This is a genomic window from Methylobacter marinus A45, assembly GCF_000383855.1.
Taxonomy (GTDB): Bacteria; Pseudomonadota; Gammaproteobacteria; order Methylococcales; family Methylomonadaceae; genus Methylobacter; species Methylobacter marinus.
In genome coordinates this window covers 625,713-647,607 of the sequence record NZ_KB912877.1, presented here as the reverse complement: position 1 = coordinate 647,607, position 21,895 = coordinate 625,713, and the positions used below count along the sequence as shown (strand labels likewise).

The window sequence follows — 21,895 nt, the reverse complement described above, 5'->3', positions numbered from 1 at the left end:
TTAGAGTGGGCCCCTCCCGTGTTGGGTATTCCGCGTCGCGGGTTACCGGCACCTGAGTTTTTTATACGGATAACCGCGGGAGTAGCTCTCATACTGGTGAATTATGTGATGCGCAAAGTGGTTGGATTTTCAGCAATTTTGAAAGTAATGCAATTAATTCCATTCAACTGAAAGAGAGTCATCATGATTAAAATAGGCATTATCGGCTATGGCTACTGGGGACCCAATTTGGTCAGAAATTTCACCGAAACCCCGGGGCTGACAGTTGCCGGCGTAGCGGATCTGGATCAGAAGAGACTCGAGATTGTTCAGAAACGTTATCCGGGCGTGAAAACGACAACGCGCTTCCAGGATCTGGTTGAGGATATATCCATTGATGCCATCGCGGTGGCAACGCCAGTCAGCACACATTTCGAACTAGGAATGGCGGTCCTCAAGGCCGGGAAGCATTTGTGGCTGGAAAAGCCCATGACTGAGACATCTGCTCAGGCACACAAGCTGGCTGAGGAAGCCGAGAAACGGAAGCGCGTGTTGATCGTCGACCATACATTCATTTATACGGGAGCGGTACGTAAAATTGCGGAGATCATAAAGCAAGAGGATCTCGGCAGCATTTATTACTACGACTCGACCCGAGTCAATCTTGGCTTGTTCCAGCGCGATGTGAGCGTCATTTCCGACTTGGCTGTGCATGACTTCTCTATCCTCGATTACTTGCTGGGGGAGCAACCGGTGGCGGTATCGGCCGCTGGGACCAATCACTTTCCCGGCACACCGGAGAATCTGGCATATGTCTCACTGTTCTATGATTCCGGCATGATTGCGCATAGCAATGTAAGCTGGCTGGCGCCGGTTAAGGTGCGCCAGATTCTCATCGGCGGCAGCAAGAAAATGATTACTTATGATGACCTGGAGCCAAGTGAAAAGATCAAGGTCTATGACAAGGGCATTAGCTTTACCGACGACCCCCGGCAGATTTATGCGATGCGGGTTGGCTATCGTACCGGAGACATGTGGGCGCCATGGCTGGATTCCACAGAGGCCTTGCGGGTTGAGGGAGAACATTTCGTCGACTGTATCGAGCATGACAAGACCGCGGAAACGGATGGAGCACTGGGGCTGCGCGTGGTGCAGTTGATTGAGGCAGCGACCCGGTCGATGAGCGAAAGTGGCCGAGCCGTCAAAATCAACGGAATGCACATGTGCCAAGGGAGGATAGTGGCATGATTCCGTTTGTCGATCTTAAAGCGCAATACACTGGAATCCAGGATGAAATCAACGCCGCTATCCAGGGGGTATTGGAAACTTGCCAGTTTACCCTGGGAAGCGAGGTGGCAGCGTTTGAAGAAGAATTTGCCGCCTATTGCCAGGCCCAATATGGCATTGGCGTGAATACAGGGACCAGCGCTCTGCACCTTGCCCTGCTAGCGGCTGGAATTGGTCCCCAGGATGAGGTGATTACGGTTCCATTTACCTTTGTGGCAACCGTGGCGGCGATTGACTATACCGGTGCTAAAGCCGTGTTTGTTGACATCGACCCGCAAACGTTCACGATTGAAGCGAAGGCGATCGAAAGCGCTATCACCGATAGGACCAAAGCCATTGTACCCGTACACCTGTATGGTCAGCCGGCCGACATGGACCCCATTCTGGAAGTTGCTAGACGGCATGGTCTGGTGGTGATCGAAGATGCCGCCCAGGCTCATGGGGCCGAATACAAAGGGCGTAGAGTAGGCACTCTGGGAGATATGGGCTGTTTCAGTTTCTACCCGGGCAAGAATCTGGGTGCCTGCGGTGAAGGCGGCATGGTGGTGACTAACAATACCGAATATACCCGCGCCATCCGCATGCTTCGCGACTGGGGGGCAGAGCAGAAATACCGGCATGTGCTCAAGGGATACAATTATCGCATGGAGGGTATCCAAGGGGCTGTCCTCAGAGTCAAGCTGCGCCATCTGGAAACATGGACTGAAGCGAGGCGGGCGGCGGCCAGGTATTACAACGAGCTGTTGTCTGACAGCGGAGTGCCGACGCCAGAGGTCATGCCTTATGTCCGGCATGTGTACCATATCTATGCGGTCCGGACCCGGCGGCGTAATGAATGGCAACAGGCATTGCTGGCCAAAGGCATTCAGACAGGCATCCATTATCCCATTCCCGTGCATTTGCTGCCGGCCCATGCCGACCTGGGCTATGCAAGAGGGGATTTTCCCCATTCAGAACAAGCGGCCGATGAAGTCCTCTCCCTTCCGATGTTTGCCGAGCTAAGTCGGGCTCAATGCAAAGCGGTTTGTGAAGCGGTCAAGATGCTGGCGAGCCAGTCGGGGACTGAGCCGGAAGAAAACCATGATACGCATGCATTTGTTCAGAAACAGCTTGCGAATTGAGCGTTAGTTGGAGCAGCAGTGTTACTGGGAATGTTGTGGCGGAAGCACGAGATGCAGGAAGCTTGGCGCGAGGATGTAAAGCCGAGCTCGCGGCGGGATATAACCAACGGGTTAGCCGCGTTGAATAGGTTTTCCGCTGGTTATGCTTTAACCGACGACGGTGAATACAGACGTATTAAGAATGGCAACAGGCGATAATTGAAGGGATCAGTGCCAACTGATGGAAAATATAAAACCTAGAGGCTGGTGACATGATGGCATTATATAAAACGGTTCTTGTAATTTTATTGTTCTTCATCCTTGGCACTCAACAACAACTCCTGGCTGATGAACACTATGATTTTGTCTATCCCAATCGGGCAAGCTTACTGACGGCGGGTTGGGACTTTATGGCGAAAACAAGCAGCGGGGATGAGAGAAATACCGAGCAAACCACAGGTGCGGTCGTTTCCTATGATCAATCCTCACATCCTGGGATCTTGCGGATACCAGCGGATGTTGGCGACTTATGGTCGAATCTGAACAATTCCCGCAATACGCTGTTTCGCGATTTGCCTTCCGACTGGACGAGTATCACGCTCAACTTGTCATTCGCGCCTACGGATAACTATCAACAAGCGGGGCTGTTGCTTTATCAAGATGACGACAACTACATACAGGTAACCCGGATATACAATGGCGGCAATCATTTTGAGTTCGTTTACGAATCCGATGGCGTCGGCGTCGTTGACAGCGCGGCCGGAACCAGCGCGACCAGTAATCTTTATCTTCGTTTAAGTCGGGGCAACGATAGCTTTATCGGGGAATATTCAATCGGCGGAAGTGCCTGGACTGAGCTTGGCAGGATCGCTCAGCGGCTAAAGAATCCACGTCTGGCAATTTTTGTCGGCGCTTCTCCTTTCGGTTTTCCGAATGCCGATCTGGCTTCGGTTCATATCACAACGGGCATAGTTCCAGGCCCTGACTTATCATTATTTCCCAGGGATATTGTTTTTAACACAACCGCCGGTTCCGCGAATCCGTCTTCACAGAGCATCAATGTTTTGTCACGCGGGTTAGAGGATTTCGATTGGAATGCGACGCCGGAGGCACCGTGGCTAGCGGCCTCTCCGTTGAATGGCGGTACTCCGGGTACCATGGACGTTTCTGTAAATGCATCAGGTTTGTCACCTGGCGTCTATTCCTCAACCGTGACAGTCAGCGCCGAAGCGGCCGGGAATAGCCCGCAACAAGTAGGGGTCGATCTAATCGTAAATCCAAGCACACCCGTTTCCGTCTCGCCATGGAAGGATGGTTACAGAAGTGCTTTGAGCGCTTCCACGGATGATAGTCAGACTTCGTGCTACAACACGGAACTGACTAATTCCATGGAAGGCGGGTTTTATATACAGGGGTTGGACAACCAGTCGCCAGCGCCTCCTGAAAATGTTCTATTTTCAACAATTTACAGTAATAGCATGGAGCTGGGATCGCACACGGTCAATCATATCTGCGCACCAGTGTCCGAGGAGAATCTTCGGAATCAGGAATGGATTCCAAGCATCGAGTCCATCTGCGGATTAATAGGAGGCGGGCCGCTATGTTCTCAAATAACGACATTTGCCTGGCCCTGCGGTTTTACAGATGTCTATGAACAGGATATATCCTCTGAGTACTTTTTAGCTTCCAGGGGCTATAACATTAACGAACTGGAAGACCAGACGCCTAGTAATTTCCACAACCTGAAGAGCTTCAACTCGCATGAACATACGCCGTACCCTCCCAGCGATTTGAAAACGGTCATAGATATGGCCGTGCAGCAGGAAAAATGGGCTAATCTGGTGCTTCATAACAGCTGTAACGACGATGATGCCATTGCATATGCCGTCACTAAGGATATTTGGGGAGCGCCGGTCGATGCAGTGATAAAGTACATCCTGCAGAGGGATCGCTTTGTTTTAAATAATTATCAGGAAACGGAGGGCAAAACGACATTTGATTTTTACCGTTTGCCGATTCCCCAGACCGCGGTCAGGACATTTGATGACTCGTTCGGCCCTAACGATGTTATTACCTTAAAGGTCGATATCGACGATACTCGGACGGTTTCCTCAGTCCTCATCAATGGCGCCAACACGTCTTTTTTTATAAAGACAATCAATGGTAATGACATCCTGTTTTTTAATACCGCCATCGATATCAATCCCAAAGCCGCTGAAATCAATTATGGCGCTGTCGGACCCAATCCGACGATTGGCGTTTCTCCCGGTAGTTTGAGCTTTGCCGCTACGGAGGGCAGTAACCCGGCCAATCAGACGCTGGCGATCACGAACACGGGCGGGGGCACGCTGAACTGGACCGCGTCGGCGGACGGCAGCGCGCCGGCCTGGCTGGCGGTGAGTCCGACGAGCGGCACGGGAGCCGGCACGCTGACGGTGTCGGTCAACAGCGCCAGCCTGGCACCCGGCACTTATAACAAGGCCATTACCATCGCCGCCGAGGGCGCGACGAACACGCCGCGGACGGTCAACGTGACGCTCACGGTCAGCCCTTCGGGCACCGTCCATGACGATTTTACCTACCCGGACAGGACCAGCCTGTTGGCGGACGGCTGGGATTTTCTGGCGCGGACCGCCAGCGGCGGCACGCGCAATACCGAGCAGACCTCCGGAGCCGTGGTCAGCTATGACCAGACGGCGCATCCCGGGGTGATTCGCATACCGGTGGATACCGGTGATGTTTGGGAGGATGCGAATGATACCCGGAATTCATTGTTTAGAAACCTTCCGGCCAACTGGACGAGCATAAGACTCAAGTTGCAGTCTTTTTCGCCGACCCAGGATTACCAGCAGGCAGGGTTGCTGGCTTATCAGGATGATGACAACTATGTGCAGGTAACGCGAATTTACAATGGAGGGAACAGGATTAACTTCGCCCACGAGCTCAATGGATCGCCAACAGATCTTAACTCTGTTTCAGTGAGCGCGACCAGCAACCTGCACTTCCGCTTGGACCGTAATCCGGCGACAGGCGATATCAGCGGCTATTACTCATTGGACGGGGCTAACTGGACATCCCTGGGCAGCGTGGTTCAGACACTGAACAATCCGCGCTTCGCGATCGTGACAGGCGCTTCACCCGGCGGATTCCCCAATGCCGATATCGCCTGGGCCGAAGTGATCACCAGTGCGGAATCCAATCCGACGCTGACGCCACAATCGATAGCGGTAACACCGGCGAATCCGACGATTCAGGTGGGCGCGACCCAGCAATTTATAGCAACGGGGACTTATCCGGACAGCTCTACCGAGGATCTTACCGATAACGTAACCTGGGATTCTTCGAATACGGCGACGGCGACTATCGACCAATCCGGAGTGGCGACCGGGCATGATGCCGGAGAAAGTACTATTTCGGCGACGCTTGATGGTGTCACAGGCAGCACCGTGCTGACAGTGCAAAGCGCCAATATCTTTGTCGGTCCGACCGCCAATGCGCCGGTAATAAACCATGGCGACGGAAATGGATTTCAAACGAATCCGGCCAATGCTCACGGCGATGATGGCCTGTTCGCCGTGGACACAAACAGTGGCACCAATAGCAATACCTCCTGCACGAATGCCGGCAAGGATAAACATATCTATTATAACTACGGCCTCAACATACCGAGTGGCGCCACCATCGCGGGCATAGAGGTTCGTCTGGACGCACGGGTCGATGCCACGAGTGGTTCTCCGAGGATGTGTGTGCAACTTTCCTGGGATGGCGGCGCAACATGGACAGCGGCCAAAGTCACGCCGACGCTCTCAGGCAGCGAGGCTACCTATATTCTCGGCGGCACTGCCGATAACTGGGGCCGCTCCTGGGCTTCAAGCAATCTGTCAAACGCCAACTTCCGAGTGCGCGTTGCCAACGTGGCTTCGAATACGAGACGCGATTTTTCGCTGGATTGGGTAGCCGTGAGGGTGACCTATTAGTCATTTGCCACCGCATTGTTGAGCATGAAACCGCGGGCAAGTCAGGCATGAATAGGGGTAAGAAAGTGATTATGAAGAAAATGTAACTTTAGGCGAATAGGGGGCCGCCGATCATCTCCAGTTCGTAATTTTTACGGTTGGATGATTGGTGCCCTTGCCAAAATCGATGCATGGGGTGTACCGCGGCTATTGCCGGTGGGATTTACGTTATTTGGACTTGTACTTTTATGATGAGTAACGACCATGAAGCTATTTTCTGAGCAGCACTTGTTAGGAATTTTGACCAGCCTTCAAACATTTCGAAAGGCCGGCAATCGGGTTTTGAAAAAGGTAATACTGCTATCGCCATTGTTACTGTTATCCGGCGCGGGAGAGGCGGTTGCAGAGGCAGATGGCCCCTGCGAACGTGCCGGGTTCCGCTATGCCGATTGCGGCAATGGCACGGTAACCGATGCCGAGACGGGGTTGATCTGGCTGAAGGATGCAAACTGCGAAAATTTCGGCCCGAGGAATTGGGCCGATACCGCTGTCGCGGCGGCGGACCTGGCCAATGGTCAGTGCGGCTTAACTGATGGATCGTCACCAGGCGAATGGCATTTGCCCTTCTGGTTCGAGTGGGAAAGGACAGCTGCCGATGCGAGGGAAAAAAACTGCATGCCCTTTTTGACCGATGCAACCGGCGATCGTTGTTACAGCGAGGGATCGTCGCCATTTATCAACGTGCAAAACGGCTTCTATTGGACGGCGGCGGTCCAGCCAAACGCTCCTGGCACGGCATGGGCTTTGAGCATACCGGACACCACCGGCTACAACTATCGTGACCAGGCCTATGGCTGGCCGGTCCGGGGCAATAATATCGGTATTAATAAAGAAAGTTGTAAAAATAATGGTTGGCAGGCGCTCGGATTCAGAAATCAGGGGCTATGCATCAAGGCTCTAATGTAATCCGGTTACCAATGAGTCAGAACTTGATTTTAAAAGCAAATATGATTACATGAATACCTATAATATTGATATAAAACCAAAAAAACATCTGTTGAAGATTAATTTCAAGGAAATCTGGTTTTATCGTGACTTACTTTACATGTTTGTCAAGCGCAGCATTATCACCGTTTACAAACAAACTATACTGGGGCCGATATGGTTCATAGTACAACCGATTATGACCACGGGCATGTACATGTTGGTTTTTGGCCGGATTGCCAATATATCCACGGACGGTCTTCCCCAAATACTGTTTTACCTGTCCGGCATTGTCATCTGGAATTACTTTCACGAGTGCTTCAACCAGACCGCGCATACCTTCAACCAAAATGCCCAAATATTTGGAAAAGTATATTTTCCACGGCTTATTATTCCTTTCGCTGAAGTACTGTCGGGCTTAATAAAGTTTTTTATCCAGCTGGCGATTTTTATCATCATCTATTTGTATTTCCTTTACTCAGGTAATACGACCATTCAACCTAACTGGACTTTGGCATTAGTACCCGTTTATATCGTCTTGATGGCAGGTATTGGGCTGGCGGCAGGTCTTATTTTTAGCTCTTTAACGACAAAATACCGGGATTTGAATCACTTGCTCACGTTCGGCATTCAATTGCTGATGTATGCGACGCCTGTCATTTATCCGGTATCGACTGTTCCGGAAAAATATAAAATCTTCATTCAAGCCAATCCGTTAACCCCTGTTCTGGAAGGCTTCAAATATGCCTTTTTAGGCGCGGGTCACTTTAGCTGGCAGGCCCTGGCTTATTCCGGAGGCTTTATGACGATTCTGTTATTCATGGGCATCATCATTTTTCACCAGACCGAACGAAATTTTATCGATACGGTTTAATTAATCATGAAAAACAATCCAACGAATATAGGCCAGAAAATCTCGGGTCTTAATTTTTTTAAAAATGGAATGTACATGTCGCAACCCATAATTAAAATAGAAAATCTCGGTAAACTTTATCGTCTCGGCGAAGTCGGGACGGGCACCTTGTCTCATGACCTTAACCGTTGGTGGAAAACCAGAATAATGGGCAAGGAAGACCCGTATTCCATAATAGGCACAATCAATGATCGGACCCAGGCCGCGAAAAAAGGCGAACATGTATGGGCCTTGCGCGATATTAATCTGGAGCTCCAGGAAGGTGAGGTACTGGGCATTATCGGTAAGAATGGCGCGGGTAAAAGTACCTTGTTAAAAATCCTCTCCCAAGTGACCTCACCGTCGAGCGGGCGTGTCAGGGCGCGTGGCAGAATGGCCAGCCTGCTGGAAGTGGGTACCGGTTTTCATCAGGAAATGACAGGGCGGGAAAATATCTACATGAACGGTACCATCATGGGGATGCGCAAAAGGGAAATTACCAGCAAGCTCGATGAAATCGTAGACTTTAGCGGGGTAGCAAAATACCTTGATACGCCGGTTAAACGTTACTCCAGCGGCATGATCGTGCGCCTGGGATTTGCCATAGCCGCGCATCTGGAGCCGGAAATTCTGGTTGTTGATGAAGTGTTGGCGGTCGGTGATGCTGAATTTCAGAAAAAAGCAATTGGTAAAATGCAGGATGTGTCTAAAAGTCATGGCCGGACCGTCCTCTTTGTCAGCCATAATATGGCGGCGGTAAAAAGCCTGTGCAAAAACGGCATCGTGCTCATTAATGGCTACAAGCGATTTGAAGGAAAAATTTCAGACGCTATTGATTTTTATCAAGATAACAATGTGCTGATAACCAATAAAAACAACTATTGGGAATTTGGCAACGATGCCGAAAATGACAATATCCGGGTAAATAGCATAAAAATAACGCCTATAAACGGAACCGTATTGGACATCGGTTCGGGTGTTCGGATAGAAATAGATTTTTTCAACAAAGTTAAGGATATTACCGAAGACCTGACGTTTGAGATACTCACAAAAGACGACGTTTTGGTTTTTCATCACGGTTTTGTGTTTGCCAAGGATAGAAACTCGAAACAGGGCAAACATAAAATCACTGCCTTCATACCGCCGGACCTGCTTAATGCCAATATTTACAGCATGAATCTGTTTTTTGGTCAGAGCCAGCGTTACCTGCTATTCCGACGAGATAGAATATGCGCCTTTGAAGTCGAAAACATACCCCTGGAAAGCAATATGGCGGTACTGCCTGGTATTGTCAGGCCGGCGGTCAGCTATACCCTGGATTACCATGAAAATAACACTCAGACGATAACGAAAACTATTTTGACCGATGCAACCGGCGATCGTTGTCAACAATGATGGGGCGTCGCCATTTATCAACGCGCAAAACGGCTTGTATTGGACGGCGGCGGTCCAGCCAAACGCTCCTGATATTGCATGGGCCTTGAGCATACCGGACACCACCGTCTACAACTACCGTGACCAGGCCTATGGCTGGCCGGCCCGGAGGCATTAATAAAGAAGTAAAAAATAACGGTGGCGGGTGCCCGGATTCACAAATCAGGGGCTCTGCATTAAGGCCTTGAACTAAAGAAGGATTAACAAAAAGTCAGTCACTTGACGATAGAAAAAAACAGATCGTCACGCCTTCATACGGAAAATGTATTTTTACGATCAGGCCGACAGGCGAGGTACTCGTAGCGGGATTATGAATTCGGCCCCTAAGTTGTTTGATTTTAAAGCGATTATTTTTCTCTGAGCCTTATGGATAAACACACTAAAACATTAGCCGATTACCTTGACTTTGTAAAACGACGCAAGTACTACATCGTAGTGACCTGGCTGCTTGCCAGCCTGGTTTCTGTCATCATCGCCTATAATCTGCCTAAGGTTTATCGGTCAACGGCAACGTTGTTGATCGAAGCGCCAATTCCCACAAAACTTTTCGAATCGACCGCGTCCCGCTATGCGGCGGAACAGATCCAATCGATATACCAAAGGGTCATGATGACCGATAACGTATTGTCGATTATTGATGCGACTGGCCTTTACAGCGGGTTCAGGAATGGCTATACGAAATATGAATTGGCGAATTTGTTCAGGGATAGCACCGAGGTTGGGCTAACCACATCTTCTTTAACGCCCCGGAATGAATCAAGAATGGCTGAAGTCGCCTTTTATATTTCCTTCAGCCATGGCGAACCCGCCAAGGCGCAAGAAGTGGCGGGTAAGCTGGCGGCTCTGCTCATCGAGCAAAATGATAAAGCCCGAACTCAACGGGCTACCAATGTGGCTGAGTTCCTGATGGAGGAATCGGCCAAGCTGAACCGGGAGCTTCAGGAAATCGATAATAGAATCGCCAACTACAAAGAGCAAAATAACTTCAGTCTGCCGGAGCAAGTGCAAGGGAATCTGGCAGCGATCGACCGCGCGGAGAGCGAACTGAGAGACACCGATAACCAGATCCGGGCGACAAAGGAAAGGATCGCTTTTTTATCGGCGGAGCTGGCAAGAGCGCAACAGGAACTGCCGGGCAAGTCTGATGACAAGGCGCCGAAAAGCCGGGCCGAAACGCTCAGAATCTTGCGCGCGCAATACCTTCGATATTCCAGTCTTTACTCACCTTCCCATCCATCGGTGGTTCGTCTCAAACGCGAAATAAAGGGGTTGGACCCGGCTTTCGAAGGGCAACTGGCGCATGAAGACGTGAAGAAACAGTTGGCGGAAGCCCGGCGTGAACTTGAATTACTGGAAGAAATGTATGCCGATAATCATCCGGATATAGTCAAGCGCAGAAAACAAATCGACCGGCTTGAACAACGCTTGAAAAATACGCAGCCGCATTCGCGGCAGGAGCAGGAAGCGGTGGCCATGAACGCCATTAATCCGGCTTATTTAGGTGTGCAGGCGCAGTATAAAAGCAGTCAGTCAGAGCTTCAGTCATTGATGCAGAAGCAGGACTATTTAAAAGCGAAACTTGAAAAATTGCACACTATCCTTGCGATGGCGCCTCAGGTTGAAATGGAATATACCAATCTGATCAGGGAACGGGACAACACCATGAAGAAATACACCCAACTCAAGGAAAAATGGCTGGATGCCAAGCTTGCTCAAACCCTGGAAGTACAGCAGCAAGGGCAAACGCTGACCCTCATCGAACCTCCCGCTATTCCCGCGCGTCCGGAACAAGTCAGCAGAAGAAAGGTCGTCATCGGCGGTTCTTTCATGGGAATTATCGCAGGCCTCGGCATTGCTTTCCTGCTTGAATTCCTGGAGCCCGGAATCAGGGGGTACCGGGCCATTAGCGAAGTCACCGGACTGATGCCGTTGGTTGTCGTTCCGTACATCGAGTCGCCGGCCGAGGTGGGCGAACGGCTGGCGAAGCAGAATAGAATGAGGAAAGTTGTTGTCAGGACCGGCATCGCTTTCATCATGCTGGTTGCCATTGCGATGTATGTTCTTTTCTTTCCGTTGAATACAGCCATGAATCAAACGCAGGGACATAGTAACGGTAATAATCATGCCCTGATTGGAGAATGACCAATGATTAATAAGGCGGATGGATATCCACTCGACTCGATCCAATACACGAAAACCCAACGGGTCACTATTGATCCCGATGTGCTGCGCAATAACCGGGTTATTATGGGACTTTACAACGATCCAAGAGCGGATATATTCCGTGTGCTCCGGACCAATGTCCTCAAGCAGCTCAGGGAAAACAACTGGAATAGCTTCGCAGTCACCAGCGCGACGCCAAACGCGGGAAAAACATTCATCTCCATCAATCTCGCGATCGCCATGGCCATGGAGGGAAATCAAAGCGTTCTCGTCGTTGACGCTGATCTCAGGCGGCCAAGTGTGGGCCAATATCTGGGATTGCAATGGGAATTCGGACTGGTCGATTGTCTGGAAGGAGAGGTGCCCCTGGAAGATGCCTTAATCAATCCCGGTATTGAACGCCTGGTGATATTGCCGGGTAAAAACGCCAGCAACAGTGCTTCGGAATTGATTTCATCCCACAAAATGGTCAATTTGATCGAAGAGATCAAATCGCGCTATGAGTCGCGGATAATCATTTTCGATATCCCGCCGCTTTTTGCCGCGGACGATGCGCTGTTGTTTATGCCCTATATCGATGCGGCTCTGCTGGTTGTAGAGGATGGAAAGAACACGGCCGATGAACTCCAGCATTCCATGTACATTCTGGAGCAGACCAACCTGCTTGGGCTGGTGGTGAACAAATCACAACAGCCGCTTCCGACCTATCAGTATGGGTACCCGTGTGAAACCGCCTGAAAAAATCAGGGCTTATTATTGTCTGAATCGATCAGGATTGAACTGAAGTGGAGGATGGGCGAATGATTCATGTTTTACAAAAAGCCGTTGAGGGGAGGCGGGGATGATTTCAGCACAGCCGGAAATAGGCTTTATTTCCTGACCGGCGCCCACGCTTTTCCGCGACTCGCTTGACGGCATGAGGCAATAATACCGGATCGTTGAAAGCCCGTTGAATTGCGCAAGTGCGCCTGATTTCGCGGCAATCTCAATGACACGGTTTTCAAAACAAGGCATGAGGAGTATTGCAGAATGAAGATTACGGTAGTAGGCGGCGGCCGGATGGGACTTCCCCTTGCTTGCATGTTCGGCAGACATGGAGCAAGCGTAACAGTGAGCGACATCAATCAGACGCTTGTGGATGCTGTTCATGCCGGCGTTTGTCCTTATGAAGAGCCGGGGCTGGCCGAGCTCATGGATGATTTGCACAAGGAAGGCCGGCTTCAGGCCGGCACGGATACCAGCAAGGCCGCGTCCGAAGCCGATGTGATCGTGGTTATCGTACCCGCCCACCTGACGTCCGAACGCGATATCAATTTCAGCATACTGCAGCAGGCTTCGGAGGAAATCGGCAAGGGGCTTCGCCCAGGCACGCTGGTGGTGTACGAGACCACCGTGGCCGTGGGCGGTACCCGGCGCTGCCTGATACCGTGCCTGGAACGGCACAGTGGTTTAAAGGCAGGGGTAGACTTCCATGTGGCCTACAGTCCGGAACGCGTGAAGGCAAACCATGTGCTGGCGCGACTGGAGACCACGCCCAAAATTGTCGGCGGTCTGGACTCTGATTCATGCGCAAAGGCGGTGGCATTTTATCAGCGCTATCTGGGGGCGCCGGTTGACGATGTGGGCACTATCGAAGCGGCGGAGATGGCCAAATTGCTGGGCATGCTCTACCGGGACGTGAACATTGCCTTGTCCAATGAGTTTGCGGCTTTTTGCGAAATCGCCGGCGTTGATTTCGAGCGGGTGCGCTTGGCCGCCAATACTGACGGCGAGGCAAATCTGCTGTTGCCGGGCATTGGTGTAGGCGGTCATTGCGTGCCGGTCTATCCGTATTTCCTGACCCGGGAATCGCGGCGCTTGGGCCTGCCTCAACGTATTTCAGAAGCCGCCCGCGAAATCAACGATTCCCAGCCCGCCAGGCAATTGAAACGGATTGAAGCAAGATGGAAGAACCTGAATGGCAAAAACGTGCACATCCTGGGGCTGGGCTTCCGGCCTGGCGTCAAGGTGGACACCTTCAGCCCAACCTATGCACTGCGCGACGAACTCCAGCGATTGGGCGCGCGCGTGACGATCGAGGATCCCCATTACACCGATGAAGAAGTTCGCGATGCCGGGTTTGAACCGGGCACGATAGAGGCTGCATGCGTCGTCGTTCTGAGCACGGCCCACGCTCAATTCGCTGATCCTGATTTTATTGCGTGGCGAAAGCAAGGGGTGGAAGTGGTGCTGGATGGCCGTAATTTCTGGAACCAGCAGGACGCCGAAGCGGCCGGCGTGCTTTACTTCGGAATCGGGCGATCTTCGCGCGCGGAACGCACTGTCCTGGAAACGATCTCTACGGTGAACCCGCCGCATGGGCTTGGCTGAGGAGGCTATTGTCCAATGAGGCGTTCTACAAGATCGGTATAGACCTTTTTGTGCGCGCTCCAGTGGTAAACCTTTGCGAAGCGTTCGGTCGCGTTACGGGACAGAGCGCTTCGTTTACCGGCGTCCCGATAAAGCGTAATCATTGCCTCGGCGAGGGAGCCGGCGTTTTCCGCCGCGAAGAACTGCACCATTTCCTCATCGAAATAGCGGCTGATCGTGCCTGTTTCAGGCACGATGCAGGGGATTCCCATCGTGACGTATTCGAGCAACTTGGTGGGCAGCATGATGTCCGTGCCGCTGCTGATGCGCAAAGGAATCAGGCCGACATCCGCGTCGTGGATCATCGAGGGAATCTTTTCCACCGGCACGAAGCCGTCGCTGAACTTGACCGTATCCTGCAGGCCGAGCCGATCGCTCAACGCCAGTAAGTGCTCCCGTTCCTCGCCCGCGCCGATAATGCGGAGCTCCATGCGCGGTATCGCGTCTTGAGCTTTCGATACCGCCTCTAAGGCGATATCCAGTCCGAGTCGGCGGGCAAGGGTGCCATGGTAAACCATCACGAACGGCGCGTTTTCGGGCTTGGCGGGCAATTGTCCGCGCGCCGCGAAAATGCGGTCATCGGGCAGATTCATCAGTATGTGGATTTTCTCGCGCGGGATGCCTCTTGCGGACAGAATATCCTTCAGGCGATCCTCGACAGTAATCACGGCCGAGGCGAATTTTCCGGCCCAGCGTTCCTGCAGTTTCAGTGCCCTGACGATCCAGTGCTGTTCTCCGGAAGAAAACTTCTCCAGATAGAGTTCGGGCATTAAATCGTGTACGTCATGAATTACCGGGACGCCGAGCAGACGCGGCAGGCAGGTTGCGAATACCAAAAAATCAGGCATGTTGTTGATATGAATCAGCTGATAGCGCAACGGGCGCAGCGATAAATGCGCGAATATCATTAAAAAGAATACAAGGTAATCGATCATGTATTCGAGAAATGAAGTGCACTTGTTCTTCAAGCCGATGGTTTTGATGATATCCACGCCGGCGATGGTTTCACGGTGCGGTTCCCCGTGCTGGCGCCGCGCCAGAAACACGACATGATGACCGCGCTCCACCAGGGCCTCTGCCTCGCGTTTCACTCTGGGATCCCGGCGGTAATTGGTATAGGCCGCCATGAAAACACATGCCATAGGCTATTTCCTCATTGATCAATATTGGCAATCCCGCGCCATTGCGCGGCTAACATTCATCACGCTTCATGTACCTTCAACCATCTTCTTTATAGCCTTCGCCGAAGCTTATGTAATTTTTCGCTTGCCGGCGCCAGAAATCATTGATGGTTCTGCCATCTGTAGCGAGACCGTTCGTCTCAAGCGTATAGCCGACCATTTTCCAGAACAAATGGTCATAACCGGGGTCGCGCGCGCCTTTGAAAACGATCGGATGCCATACGATCGAGACGCAACCCCGCTTGCGGCGCAGGGTGTCGAGCGTAGTCCGGATGACCTCCCACGCGCGTGCGCCTTTCAACCCCAGATAGCCCCGCAAGGTAACGTCCATCAGGAACAGGTTGAGCTGAAGCACGTTATAAGGACGATCCTCGGCGAGGCAGTAAGGGAAATAAGGATAGGAAAATCCGGCACGCGGCCCCGTGCGGTCCGGGAATCCCATGGACATGTCATACTGGATGCCTGCCTGTTCCTGCGCGCTAAATAAGGCGTCATAGTGGAATGAAAGAAAGTGCTGGCGCGAGCCGGACGGCCGGCCCAGGCGCCGCGCCAGAAGTGCCGCTTCCTCTACATACCAGACGGGGTTTTCGGTGGACCGGTAGCTGCCGTGCAGACACAGGTCGAAACCGGCATCGGGAATCGCGCGCAAATAGTCGCGGATGCGGTCGTCCTCGATGCGATAGTTGACGTCGTTGGGATGCCTGTGACCGACGGCTACCTGGAACGATGCACGCACCCCCAGTTCTGTCTCCCGCTCAATGATATCGGGCACGCAGCCATAAGGATCGTCTCTATGCATCAGCGCGCGTGCCAGTCCTGCCGCAGCCCGCCAGGCGTCAGCCGGATCGCGGTGGCGGACGAGGTGGCGCAGCACCGTTTTCGCGCCCTGTTTGACGATATCGATGAGATTGGCCGGAATGAAATCGATATCATGCGACAGGATGAGCGCATAGGCGGCATCTTGCGGCCATGCGAGCGCGTGCCATGGTTCTGTTTCAAGCCTGCCGCAGAGCGCATGCAGCTGTGTCATGAGCGCATCAAGGTACTGATCGACGATATCTTGCGGCACGCCCAAACGGGCAAAGATACTGTTCGAGTACAGGCTTCGCGTTTCATCCTTGTCCGGCCCGAGACGTTCGGACCAGGCGCTCAAGAAATAAAAGGCATTGGCGGCGAGATCGAAAGGGATGTTCAGTGCGGTCTCGAAACCGGCGGCTGTTTTTGGGAACAGGACGATCGATCCATCGACGGCGACAGCGGCCTCGATAGCGGCATGGCTTTCGAGAAATAGCCAGGATTCCGGACAATGGGCAACAGCCAGACATCGTTCGAGCGGCCATGAAGGCTCCTTGGAAGAACTATACAAGAGCCAGGGACCGTGCGCCGGCGGCAAAGCGGAATACACCACCGGAATCCCCCGCGCCATGAATAATGTATCAAACACATAACGGACTTTGGGCAGTAATGGGGCATTACAGCGCAATACGATATGAAGTGGTTCGCTCATGTCAGGGTGTTTCCCTCCGCGCGGTGAAAGCATTCATTTTTTGTCCAAATGAATAACCACAGAGAGCACAGAGTTTACTCGTTTCCACGCTCCTGAGGCTGTGAAAGTATTCAATTTAAAGGATTTAACCACGAAGGACACGAAGAGCACGAAGTTTTAAGTTTTTGATTAACTTAATTTTTTTCTTCGTGTCCTTCGTGATCTTCGTGGTAAATAAGGCTTTTTATGATGTTTTTACTAATTCTTTCACACTCTCTCCTGCGTGGGAATGCATAAGGGCACAAGTACCCATAGGGCATAAATGAATTCGCACCTACAATTTACCCGCCATAATGAAATTGACTGACTATAGACACATCATATTGCTTAACCGTAGCCAGATCATTAAGTGCTATTGCTTAGGTGTTTATACCAACTTTAACGTTGTGCTAAACCAGAGGACAATAATCCCTAAGGATTTGGTCGTAAATAATTTCCCTGTTTAAACATAGGATGCGCCGACGCCAGGAGGCGCATCGTTCGCGAGCGATGCGCTTCACTGCGCCGCCTGGAGCGCCTACTTTTGGTCAGCGCATCCTATGCAAGGTTCCAGTCTCAGGAAGTCTTTTTAGCCAGATCATAAGTCAACGAAAATAAAGCGGATAACAGTTCGCGCACAATATCTGCAACGTCAGCCGCTGGGCATTTCAACAACCTGGGGTGCATCCGCAACTACTACAGAATAAAGGGGCAGGTTCACGCGCACGCGCGTGAATTAACAGAGACTTAACGCAGGTATTCGCATGAATGGCATTGTTGCTAAACAGCAAAGTTCGGCTGACCGCACGGTTGCTCTCAACAGGAAAGCTGGTGCGATGAGTTCTATCGACGTAATGGTGCCATGTTATAACTATGGTCGCTTTCTGCGGGAATGCGTCGAAAGTATCCTAAGCCAATCGGGGGTTGATATCCGGGTTCTGATCATCGATGACGCCTCCCCCGATAACACGGCGGAAATCGGGGCTCAGCTGGCGCGAGAGGACGCGCGCGTCAGCTTTTATCGACATTCCGGCAACAAAGGACATATCTCAACCTTTAACGAAGGCGTCGATTGGGCTTCCGCCGACTACTTTTTGCTTATCTCAGCGGATGATTTCTTGTTTCCCGACGCCTTAGGCCGGGCGGTTGGGCTAATGAACAGACATCCGGAAGTGGGTTTTATTTTTGGTAAAGCGGTTGATTTCATTCTCACTGACGGCGATTACATCAGTCAACCGCAAACCTTCGTTAATAAGGTCATCACACAAATCACTGATAATTTGGAGTCCCGCACTCTGAGTGGGGTCGAATTTCTTAAGCTTATCGAGACCAGTCGATCGGTAAATATTGTGAGGACTCCTACCGCAGTGGTTCGGACAGAACTACAGAAGCGTGTGGGGGGATACCTTTCTGAGCTACCGCATAGTGCCGATATGGAGATGTGGTTGCGTTTGTCCGCGCATGCTTCGGTAGGGATTTTGAACGAATACCAGGCGGCGACCCGTTACCATGGCGGCAACATGCAGTTTAACTACTACAAGGCGAAAGGTTTGGCGGATCTTGAGCAACGGAAAGAGGCTTTCGAGTGCTTCTTCAAGGCCTATAGTCATACCTTGCCTGAAGCTCAACAACTACACGGCAGATTACTCAGCCATCTTGGCTTGCAGGCGGTTAGACAAGCAAGCCATGCGTTCAGCGATAAAGAGGTGGCACTCAGCGAGCAGCTCGCTGAGTTCGCGCTCAATAGTTATCCGGAAGTCAAGAAATCACTGCCTTGGGCTATTTTGACGTGCAAACGAATGATGGGTGTTGAATTATCCAGTTGCTTGGCCCCTGTTATCAGACGGATCCGCCAAGTGGCGCCGGCATTGTTGAGGCGCGACTCGTAAAGCGAGCAGAGGGCTGTAATGGCCTTGTTTTTCACCTTGCAATTGGCTTAATCGAGAACGGGTTAGCGGGTATGGGCCGTATAAAATACTCTACTGTTATCAGGACCTTTAATTCTGAAAAAACCCTGGCTATTACTTTAGATTCATTGCAGCGCCAAACACTGGCGCCTAGCGAATATATCTTTGTCGATTCAGGTTCGACTGACGGCACGCTTGATTTGTTGCCGGCTGATTCCGTGATCCATAATTTTGTGGGGACTGAGTTCAATTACGCCGAAGCCCTGAACCAGGGCATCAGTCACGTTTCCACGGCGTATGTATTAATCATCAGTTCTCATACCGCGCTAGGGGTGGATAATTCGATCGAGTTCGCGCTTGACTTGCTGCGTTTGAATGAAAATATAGGAGCGGCATATTTTGATACCTATAATCAAGAGGATCTTGGCGCCTTAAGGTATGAGCTGATAGATGAAAGCAATTTCGATGGATTTTGCGGGCTTTCGAACACCTGCTCGATCATCAAGGTTCCGCTGTTGCGGAAACGAGGATTCAGGCCCGAGGTATTCACGGCGGAAGATCAGGAATGGGCAAAGTGGCTGTTTTTCAGCGAAAAAAAGGCAGTTGCCCGGATTTTAGGGTCCGGAGCGCTAAATCACAATCCTAGAAAGGACTCGCTGAGAAAACGGCTCAATGAATATGTGAGCGTAGCTTATTATACGAATAGGGATTTGCTTGGTTTTCATAATATTGCAAAGCTCGCTTTAGGTGTCCTTAGACAGCCCGGTCCCCGGCCAAGACTAAGGCTAAGGCTATTCAATCTTGTACTTTGCTTTCGTCTGATTGCCTGTCATTTCGTCAAGCCAACTCCGAAATCCAGATATTTTTAGCTGATGTGCGAAACAGCACGGTTTTTAGTCATATCGATTTTGGAATCATTCTGGCGACATGCCTGGCTTTGTCTTTCACCTTGCAATTGACTTAATCGAGAACGGGTTAGCGGGTATGGGCGGTATAAAATATTCTACTGTTATCAGGACCTTTAATTCTGAAAAAACCCTGGCTATTACTTTAGATTCATTGCAGCGCCAAACACTGGCGCCTAGCGAATATATCTTTGTCGATTCAGGTTCGACTGACGGCACGCTTGATTTGTTGCCGGCTGATTCCGTGATCCATAATTTTGTCGGGGCTGAGTTCAATTACGCCGAAGCCCTGAACCAGGGCATCAGTTACGTTTCCACGGCGTATGTGTTGATTATCAGTTCTCATACCGCGCTAGGGGTGGATAATTCGATCGAGTTCGCTCTTGACTTGCTGCGTTTGAATGAAAATATAGGGGCGGTATATTTTGATACCTATAATCAAGGAGAAGATTTCGGTGTCTTAAGGTATGAGCTGATTGATGAAAGTAATTTCGATGGATTTTGCGGACTTTCGAACACCTGCTCGATCATCAAGGTTCCGCTCTTGCGGAAACGGGGATTTAAGCCCGAGGTATTCACGGCGGAAGATCAGGAATGGGCAAAGTGGCTGTTTTTCAGTGAAAAAAAGGCAGTTGCCCGCATTTCAGGTTCTGGAGCACTATATAACAACCCTAGAAAAGGCTCGCTGAGAAAGCGGCTCAATGAATATGTGAGCATAGCTTATTATACGAACAGGGATTTGCTTGGCTGTCATAATATTGCAAAGCTCGCTTTATGTATCTTTAAACAGCCCGAGCCCCGGCCATGGTTAAGGTTAAGATTATTCCATCTTGTACTGTGTTTTCGTCTGATTGGCTGTCATTTTGTCAAGCCGACTTCAAAGTCCAGATATTTTTAACCGGCTTCGGGCGCCCTGATTATGAGTCGCAGGATTAGCCGTTCTCATAGGTATGACAACGTGGCTAGCGTGTTTTTAACAATGTTTCCCCGGAGGCAGAGCATGGTTTCCATAAACACAATCGGGTTGCAACCGCCATATCGGGATAAGCAGTGTTTAGCGGCGGCTAATGGAACGTAATTGAGTGAATAACTCGATGATGACTCCACGGGTCTCAGTCGTGATGCCTGTCTACAATGGCGAGCGCTTCTTGAGCGAAGCTGTCGAGAGTATTCTCGACCAAAGCTTTCAGGAGTTCGAGTTCATCATCATTGACGACGGTTCCACCGACTCCACTGCCTCTATACTTGACAGCTACCATAAGCAGGATGCGCGGGTACGCGTTTACCGCCAGGAGAACAAGGGCTTAGTGGCGTCTTTAAACTACGGTTGCGAGCTCGCACGGGGCAAGTATATTGCACGGATGGATGCCGATGACATCGCTATTGGAAACCGCCTGATGTGGCAGGTGGAGTTCATGGAAAAACATCCAGAGGTCGGGATTCTGGGCGGTGCCGTCGAAATAATCGACACAATAGGCAACTCCTTGAGGATTTCCGGCAATCCGGTTGCGGATCACGAACTCAGACGGGCCTTCCTTGAATATTGCGCGTTTTGGCATCCCACCATTCTTATGCGAAAAGACATCCTTGCTTTAACCGGTGGTTACCGAAAAGCTTTTTTCGGCGCTGAAGACTACGAATTGTGGTTGAGAATCGCGGATCATTCCCAATTGGCCAATCTTGACGCAGTGCTGCTGAAGTACCGGCTCCATCTTTACCAGGTCACGGTTGGCAAGGTCAGGCAGATGGCTTTTAGCACCCTTGCCGCCCAGGCGGCCGCGGCGCTCAGGAAAAAAGGACTCCCCGATCCATTAAGTTCGGTTGAGGAAATTACCCCGGCGGTGCTGGCCGGGCTTGGTGTGAGCGAGGCCGCGCAGCAGGCCGCCCTCGCCCGGAGATACCTGTGGAGTATCGGCACGCTATACGACAATGGCGAGTACGCCCGCGCTTTCGATGTGCTGAATGAAATGTTAAGGCATTGTGACTGGAAACAGGCGGAGAAGCGGATAATTGCCGACCTTCGCCTGCTGGAAGCACGGCTATACTGGAGGCAAGGACGGTTCGCGAGGAGCATTGCGAGCGCCGGTCGCGCGGCCGGCATCCGGCCGATCATATTGACACGCCCGCTCAAGCCATTGTTGCGCCGGCGTTGACATTTTTCGATTAATCAAAC

General features: G+C 51.3%; 16 protein-coding genes. 13 read left to right on the top strand and 3 right to left on the bottom strand.

The features are described 5' to 3' along the window. Positions 1 to 183 precede the first annotated feature (183 nt). From METMA_RS0102815 to METMA_RS0102775, 8 genes are all read left to right on the top strand, one after another. Complete coding sequence (locus METMA_RS0102815) at positions 184 to 1,227, top strand: Gfo/Idh/MocA family protein (protein WP_020157550.1); 1,044 nt, start codon at positions 184 to 186, stop codon at positions 1,225 to 1,227. After that, positions 1,224 to 2,387, top strand: coding sequence for a DegT/DnrJ/EryC1/StrS family aminotransferase (locus METMA_RS0102810; protein ID WP_020157549.1), 1,164 nt, complete (start codon positions 1,224 to 1,226; stop codon positions 2,385 to 2,387). Before METMA_RS0102815 ends, METMA_RS0102810 begins: the two co-directional genes overlap by 4 nt. 251 nt (positions 2,388 to 2,638) lie before the next feature. After that, complete coding sequence (locus tag METMA_RS25655; RefSeq protein ID WP_020157548.1) at positions 2,639 to 6,343, top strand: beta-xylosidase family glycoside hydrolase; 3,705 nt, start codon at positions 2,639 to 2,641, stop codon at positions 6,341 to 6,343. 321 nt (positions 6,344 to 6,664) lie between these two features. Continuing rightward, positions 6,665 to 7,288 carry an Lcl domain-containing protein gene (locus tag METMA_RS0102800; RefSeq protein WP_161786370.1) on the top strand — a complete coding sequence of 208 codons (624 nt, stop codon included), beginning with the start codon at positions 6,665 to 6,667 and terminating at the stop codon, positions 7,286 to 7,288. A gap of 49 nt (positions 7,289 to 7,337) precedes the next feature. After that, entirely contained in the window at positions 7,338 to 8,180 is an 843-nt protein-coding gene (locus METMA_RS0102795; RefSeq protein ID WP_020157546.1) for an ABC transporter permease, read from the top strand. 75 nt (positions 8,181 to 8,255) lie between these two features. Further along, complete coding sequence (locus METMA_RS0102785; RefSeq protein ID WP_084254075.1) at positions 8,256 to 9,593, top strand: ABC transporter ATP-binding protein; 1,338 nt, start codon at positions 8,256 to 8,258, stop codon at positions 9,591 to 9,593. A gap of 405 nt (positions 9,594 to 9,998) precedes the next feature. Next, positions 9,999 to 11,774, top strand: coding sequence for a GumC family protein (locus METMA_RS0102780; protein WP_020157543.1), 1,776 nt, complete (start codon positions 9,999 to 10,001; stop codon positions 11,772 to 11,774). Between the two features lie 3 nt (positions 11,775 to 11,777). Then, positions 11,778 to 12,533 carry a CpsD/CapB family tyrosine-protein kinase gene (locus METMA_RS0102775; RefSeq protein ID WP_020157542.1) on the top strand — a complete coding sequence of 252 codons (756 nt, stop codon included), beginning with the start codon at positions 11,778 to 11,780 and terminating at the stop codon, positions 12,531 to 12,533. A gap of 15 nt (positions 12,534 to 12,548) precedes the next feature. Here the strand turns inward: METMA_RS0102775 and METMA_RS26850 are convergent, their stop codons facing one another. Then, a complete protein-coding gene (locus METMA_RS26850; RefSeq protein WP_198014731.1) occupies positions 12,549 to 12,890 on the bottom strand; it encodes a hypothetical protein in 342 nt (113 codons plus the stop codon). Here METMA_RS26850 and METMA_RS0102770 point away from each other — a divergent pair. Beyond that, the gene (locus tag METMA_RS0102770) at positions 12,825 to 14,165 is read left to right on the top strand and encodes a nucleotide sugar dehydrogenase (RefSeq protein WP_051114322.1); all 1,341 of its coding nucleotides are present in this window, start codon (positions 12,825 to 12,827) and stop codon (positions 14,163 to 14,165) included. The genes METMA_RS26850 and METMA_RS0102770 overlap by 66 nt on opposite strands. 5 nt (positions 14,166 to 14,170) lie before the next feature. On the opposite strand, the gene METMA_RS0102765 is transcribed toward METMA_RS0102770, so the two are convergent. Together METMA_RS0102765 and METMA_RS0102760 are read right to left on the bottom strand one after the other, a co-directional pair. Further along, a complete protein-coding gene (locus tag METMA_RS0102765) occupies positions 14,171 to 15,346 on the bottom strand; it encodes a glycosyltransferase family 4 protein (protein WP_020157540.1) in 1,176 nt (391 codons plus the stop codon). Between the two features lie 76 nt (positions 15,347 to 15,422). Then, positions 15,423 to 16,892: a polysaccharide deacetylase family protein gene (locus METMA_RS0102760; protein ID WP_020157539.1), complete on the bottom strand. Its 1,470-nt coding sequence runs from the start codon at positions 16,890 to 16,892 to the stop codon at positions 15,423 to 15,425. Positions 16,893 to 17,674: 782 nt separating this feature from the next. Here METMA_RS0102760 and METMA_RS0102755 point away from each other — a divergent pair. The 4 genes from METMA_RS0102755 to METMA_RS23790 all read left to right on the top strand — a co-directional run bounded on the left by METMA_RS0102755 (position 17,675) and on the right by METMA_RS23790 (position 21,875). Then, a complete protein-coding gene (locus METMA_RS0102755) occupies positions 17,675 to 18,799 on the top strand; it encodes a glycosyltransferase family 2 protein (protein WP_020157538.1) in 1,125 nt (374 codons plus the stop codon). A gap of 71 nt (positions 18,800 to 18,870) precedes the next feature. Beyond that, entirely contained in the window at positions 18,871 to 19,686 is an 816-nt protein-coding gene (locus METMA_RS0102750; protein ID WP_020157537.1) for a glycosyltransferase family A protein, read from the top strand. A gap of 58 nt (positions 19,687 to 19,744) precedes the next feature. Then, positions 19,745 to 20,620 carry a glycosyltransferase family A protein gene (locus tag METMA_RS0102745; protein WP_232216312.1) on the top strand — a complete coding sequence of 292 codons (876 nt, stop codon included), beginning with the start codon at positions 19,745 to 19,747 and terminating at the stop codon, positions 20,618 to 20,620. 184 nt (positions 20,621 to 20,804) lie between these two features. Then, positions 20,805 to 21,875, top strand: a complete 1,071-nt coding sequence (locus tag METMA_RS23790; protein ID WP_156830440.1) for a glycosyltransferase — start codon at positions 20,805 to 20,807, stop codon at positions 21,873 to 21,875. The last annotated feature ends 20 nt before the right edge of the window (positions 21,876 to 21,895 follow it).

Bases quoted from the DNA above. Each gene is read 5' to 3' on its own strand.
- METMA_RS0102815 (WP_020157550.1), top strand. From the start codon at position 184: ATGATTAAAATAGGCATTATCGGCTATGGCTACTGGGGACCCAATTTG.
- METMA_RS0102810 (WP_020157549.1), top strand. From the start codon at position 1,224: ATGATTCCGTTTGTCGATCTTAAAGCGCAATACACTGGAATCCAGGAT.
- METMA_RS25655 (WP_020157548.1), top strand. From the start codon at position 2,639: ATGATGGCATTATATAAAACGGTTCTTGTAATTTTATTGTTCTTCATC.
- METMA_RS0102795 (WP_020157546.1), top strand. From the start codon at position 7,338: ATGAATACCTATAATATTGATATAAAACCAAAAAAACATCTGTTGAAG.
- METMA_RS0102785 (WP_084254075.1), top strand. From the start codon at position 8,256: ATGTCGCAACCCATAATTAAAATAGAAAATCTCGGTAAACTTTATCGT.
- METMA_RS0102780 (WP_020157543.1), top strand. From the start codon at position 9,999: ATGGATAAACACACTAAAACATTAGCCGATTACCTTGACTTTGTAAAA.
- METMA_RS0102775 (WP_020157542.1), top strand. From the start codon at position 11,778: ATGATTAATAAGGCGGATGGATATCCACTCGACTCGATCCAATACACG.
- METMA_RS0102770 (WP_051114322.1), top strand. From the start codon at position 12,825: ATGAAGATTACGGTAGTAGGCGGCGGCCGGATGGGACTTCCCCTTGCT.
- METMA_RS26850 (WP_198014731.1), bottom strand. From the start codon at position 12,890: ATGTCTGCCGAACATGCAAGCAAGGGGAAGTCCCATCCGGCCGCCGCC.
- METMA_RS0102765 (WP_020157540.1), bottom strand. From the start codon at position 15,346: ATGGCATGTGTTTTCATGGCGGCCTATACCAATTACCGCCGGGATCCC.
- METMA_RS0102760 (WP_020157539.1), bottom strand. From the start codon at position 16,892: ATGAGCGAACCACTTCATATCGTATTGCGCTGTAATGCCCCATTACTG.
- METMA_RS0102755 (WP_020157538.1), top strand. From the start codon at position 17,675: ATGAATGGCATTGTTGCTAAACAGCAAAGTTCGGCTGACCGCACGGTT.
- METMA_RS0102750 (WP_020157537.1), top strand. From the start codon at position 18,871: ATGGGCCGTATAAAATACTCTACTGTTATCAGGACCTTTAATTCTGAA.
- METMA_RS0102745 (WP_232216312.1), top strand. From the start codon at position 19,745: ATGCCTGGCTTTGTCTTTCACCTTGCAATTGACTTAATCGAGAACGGG.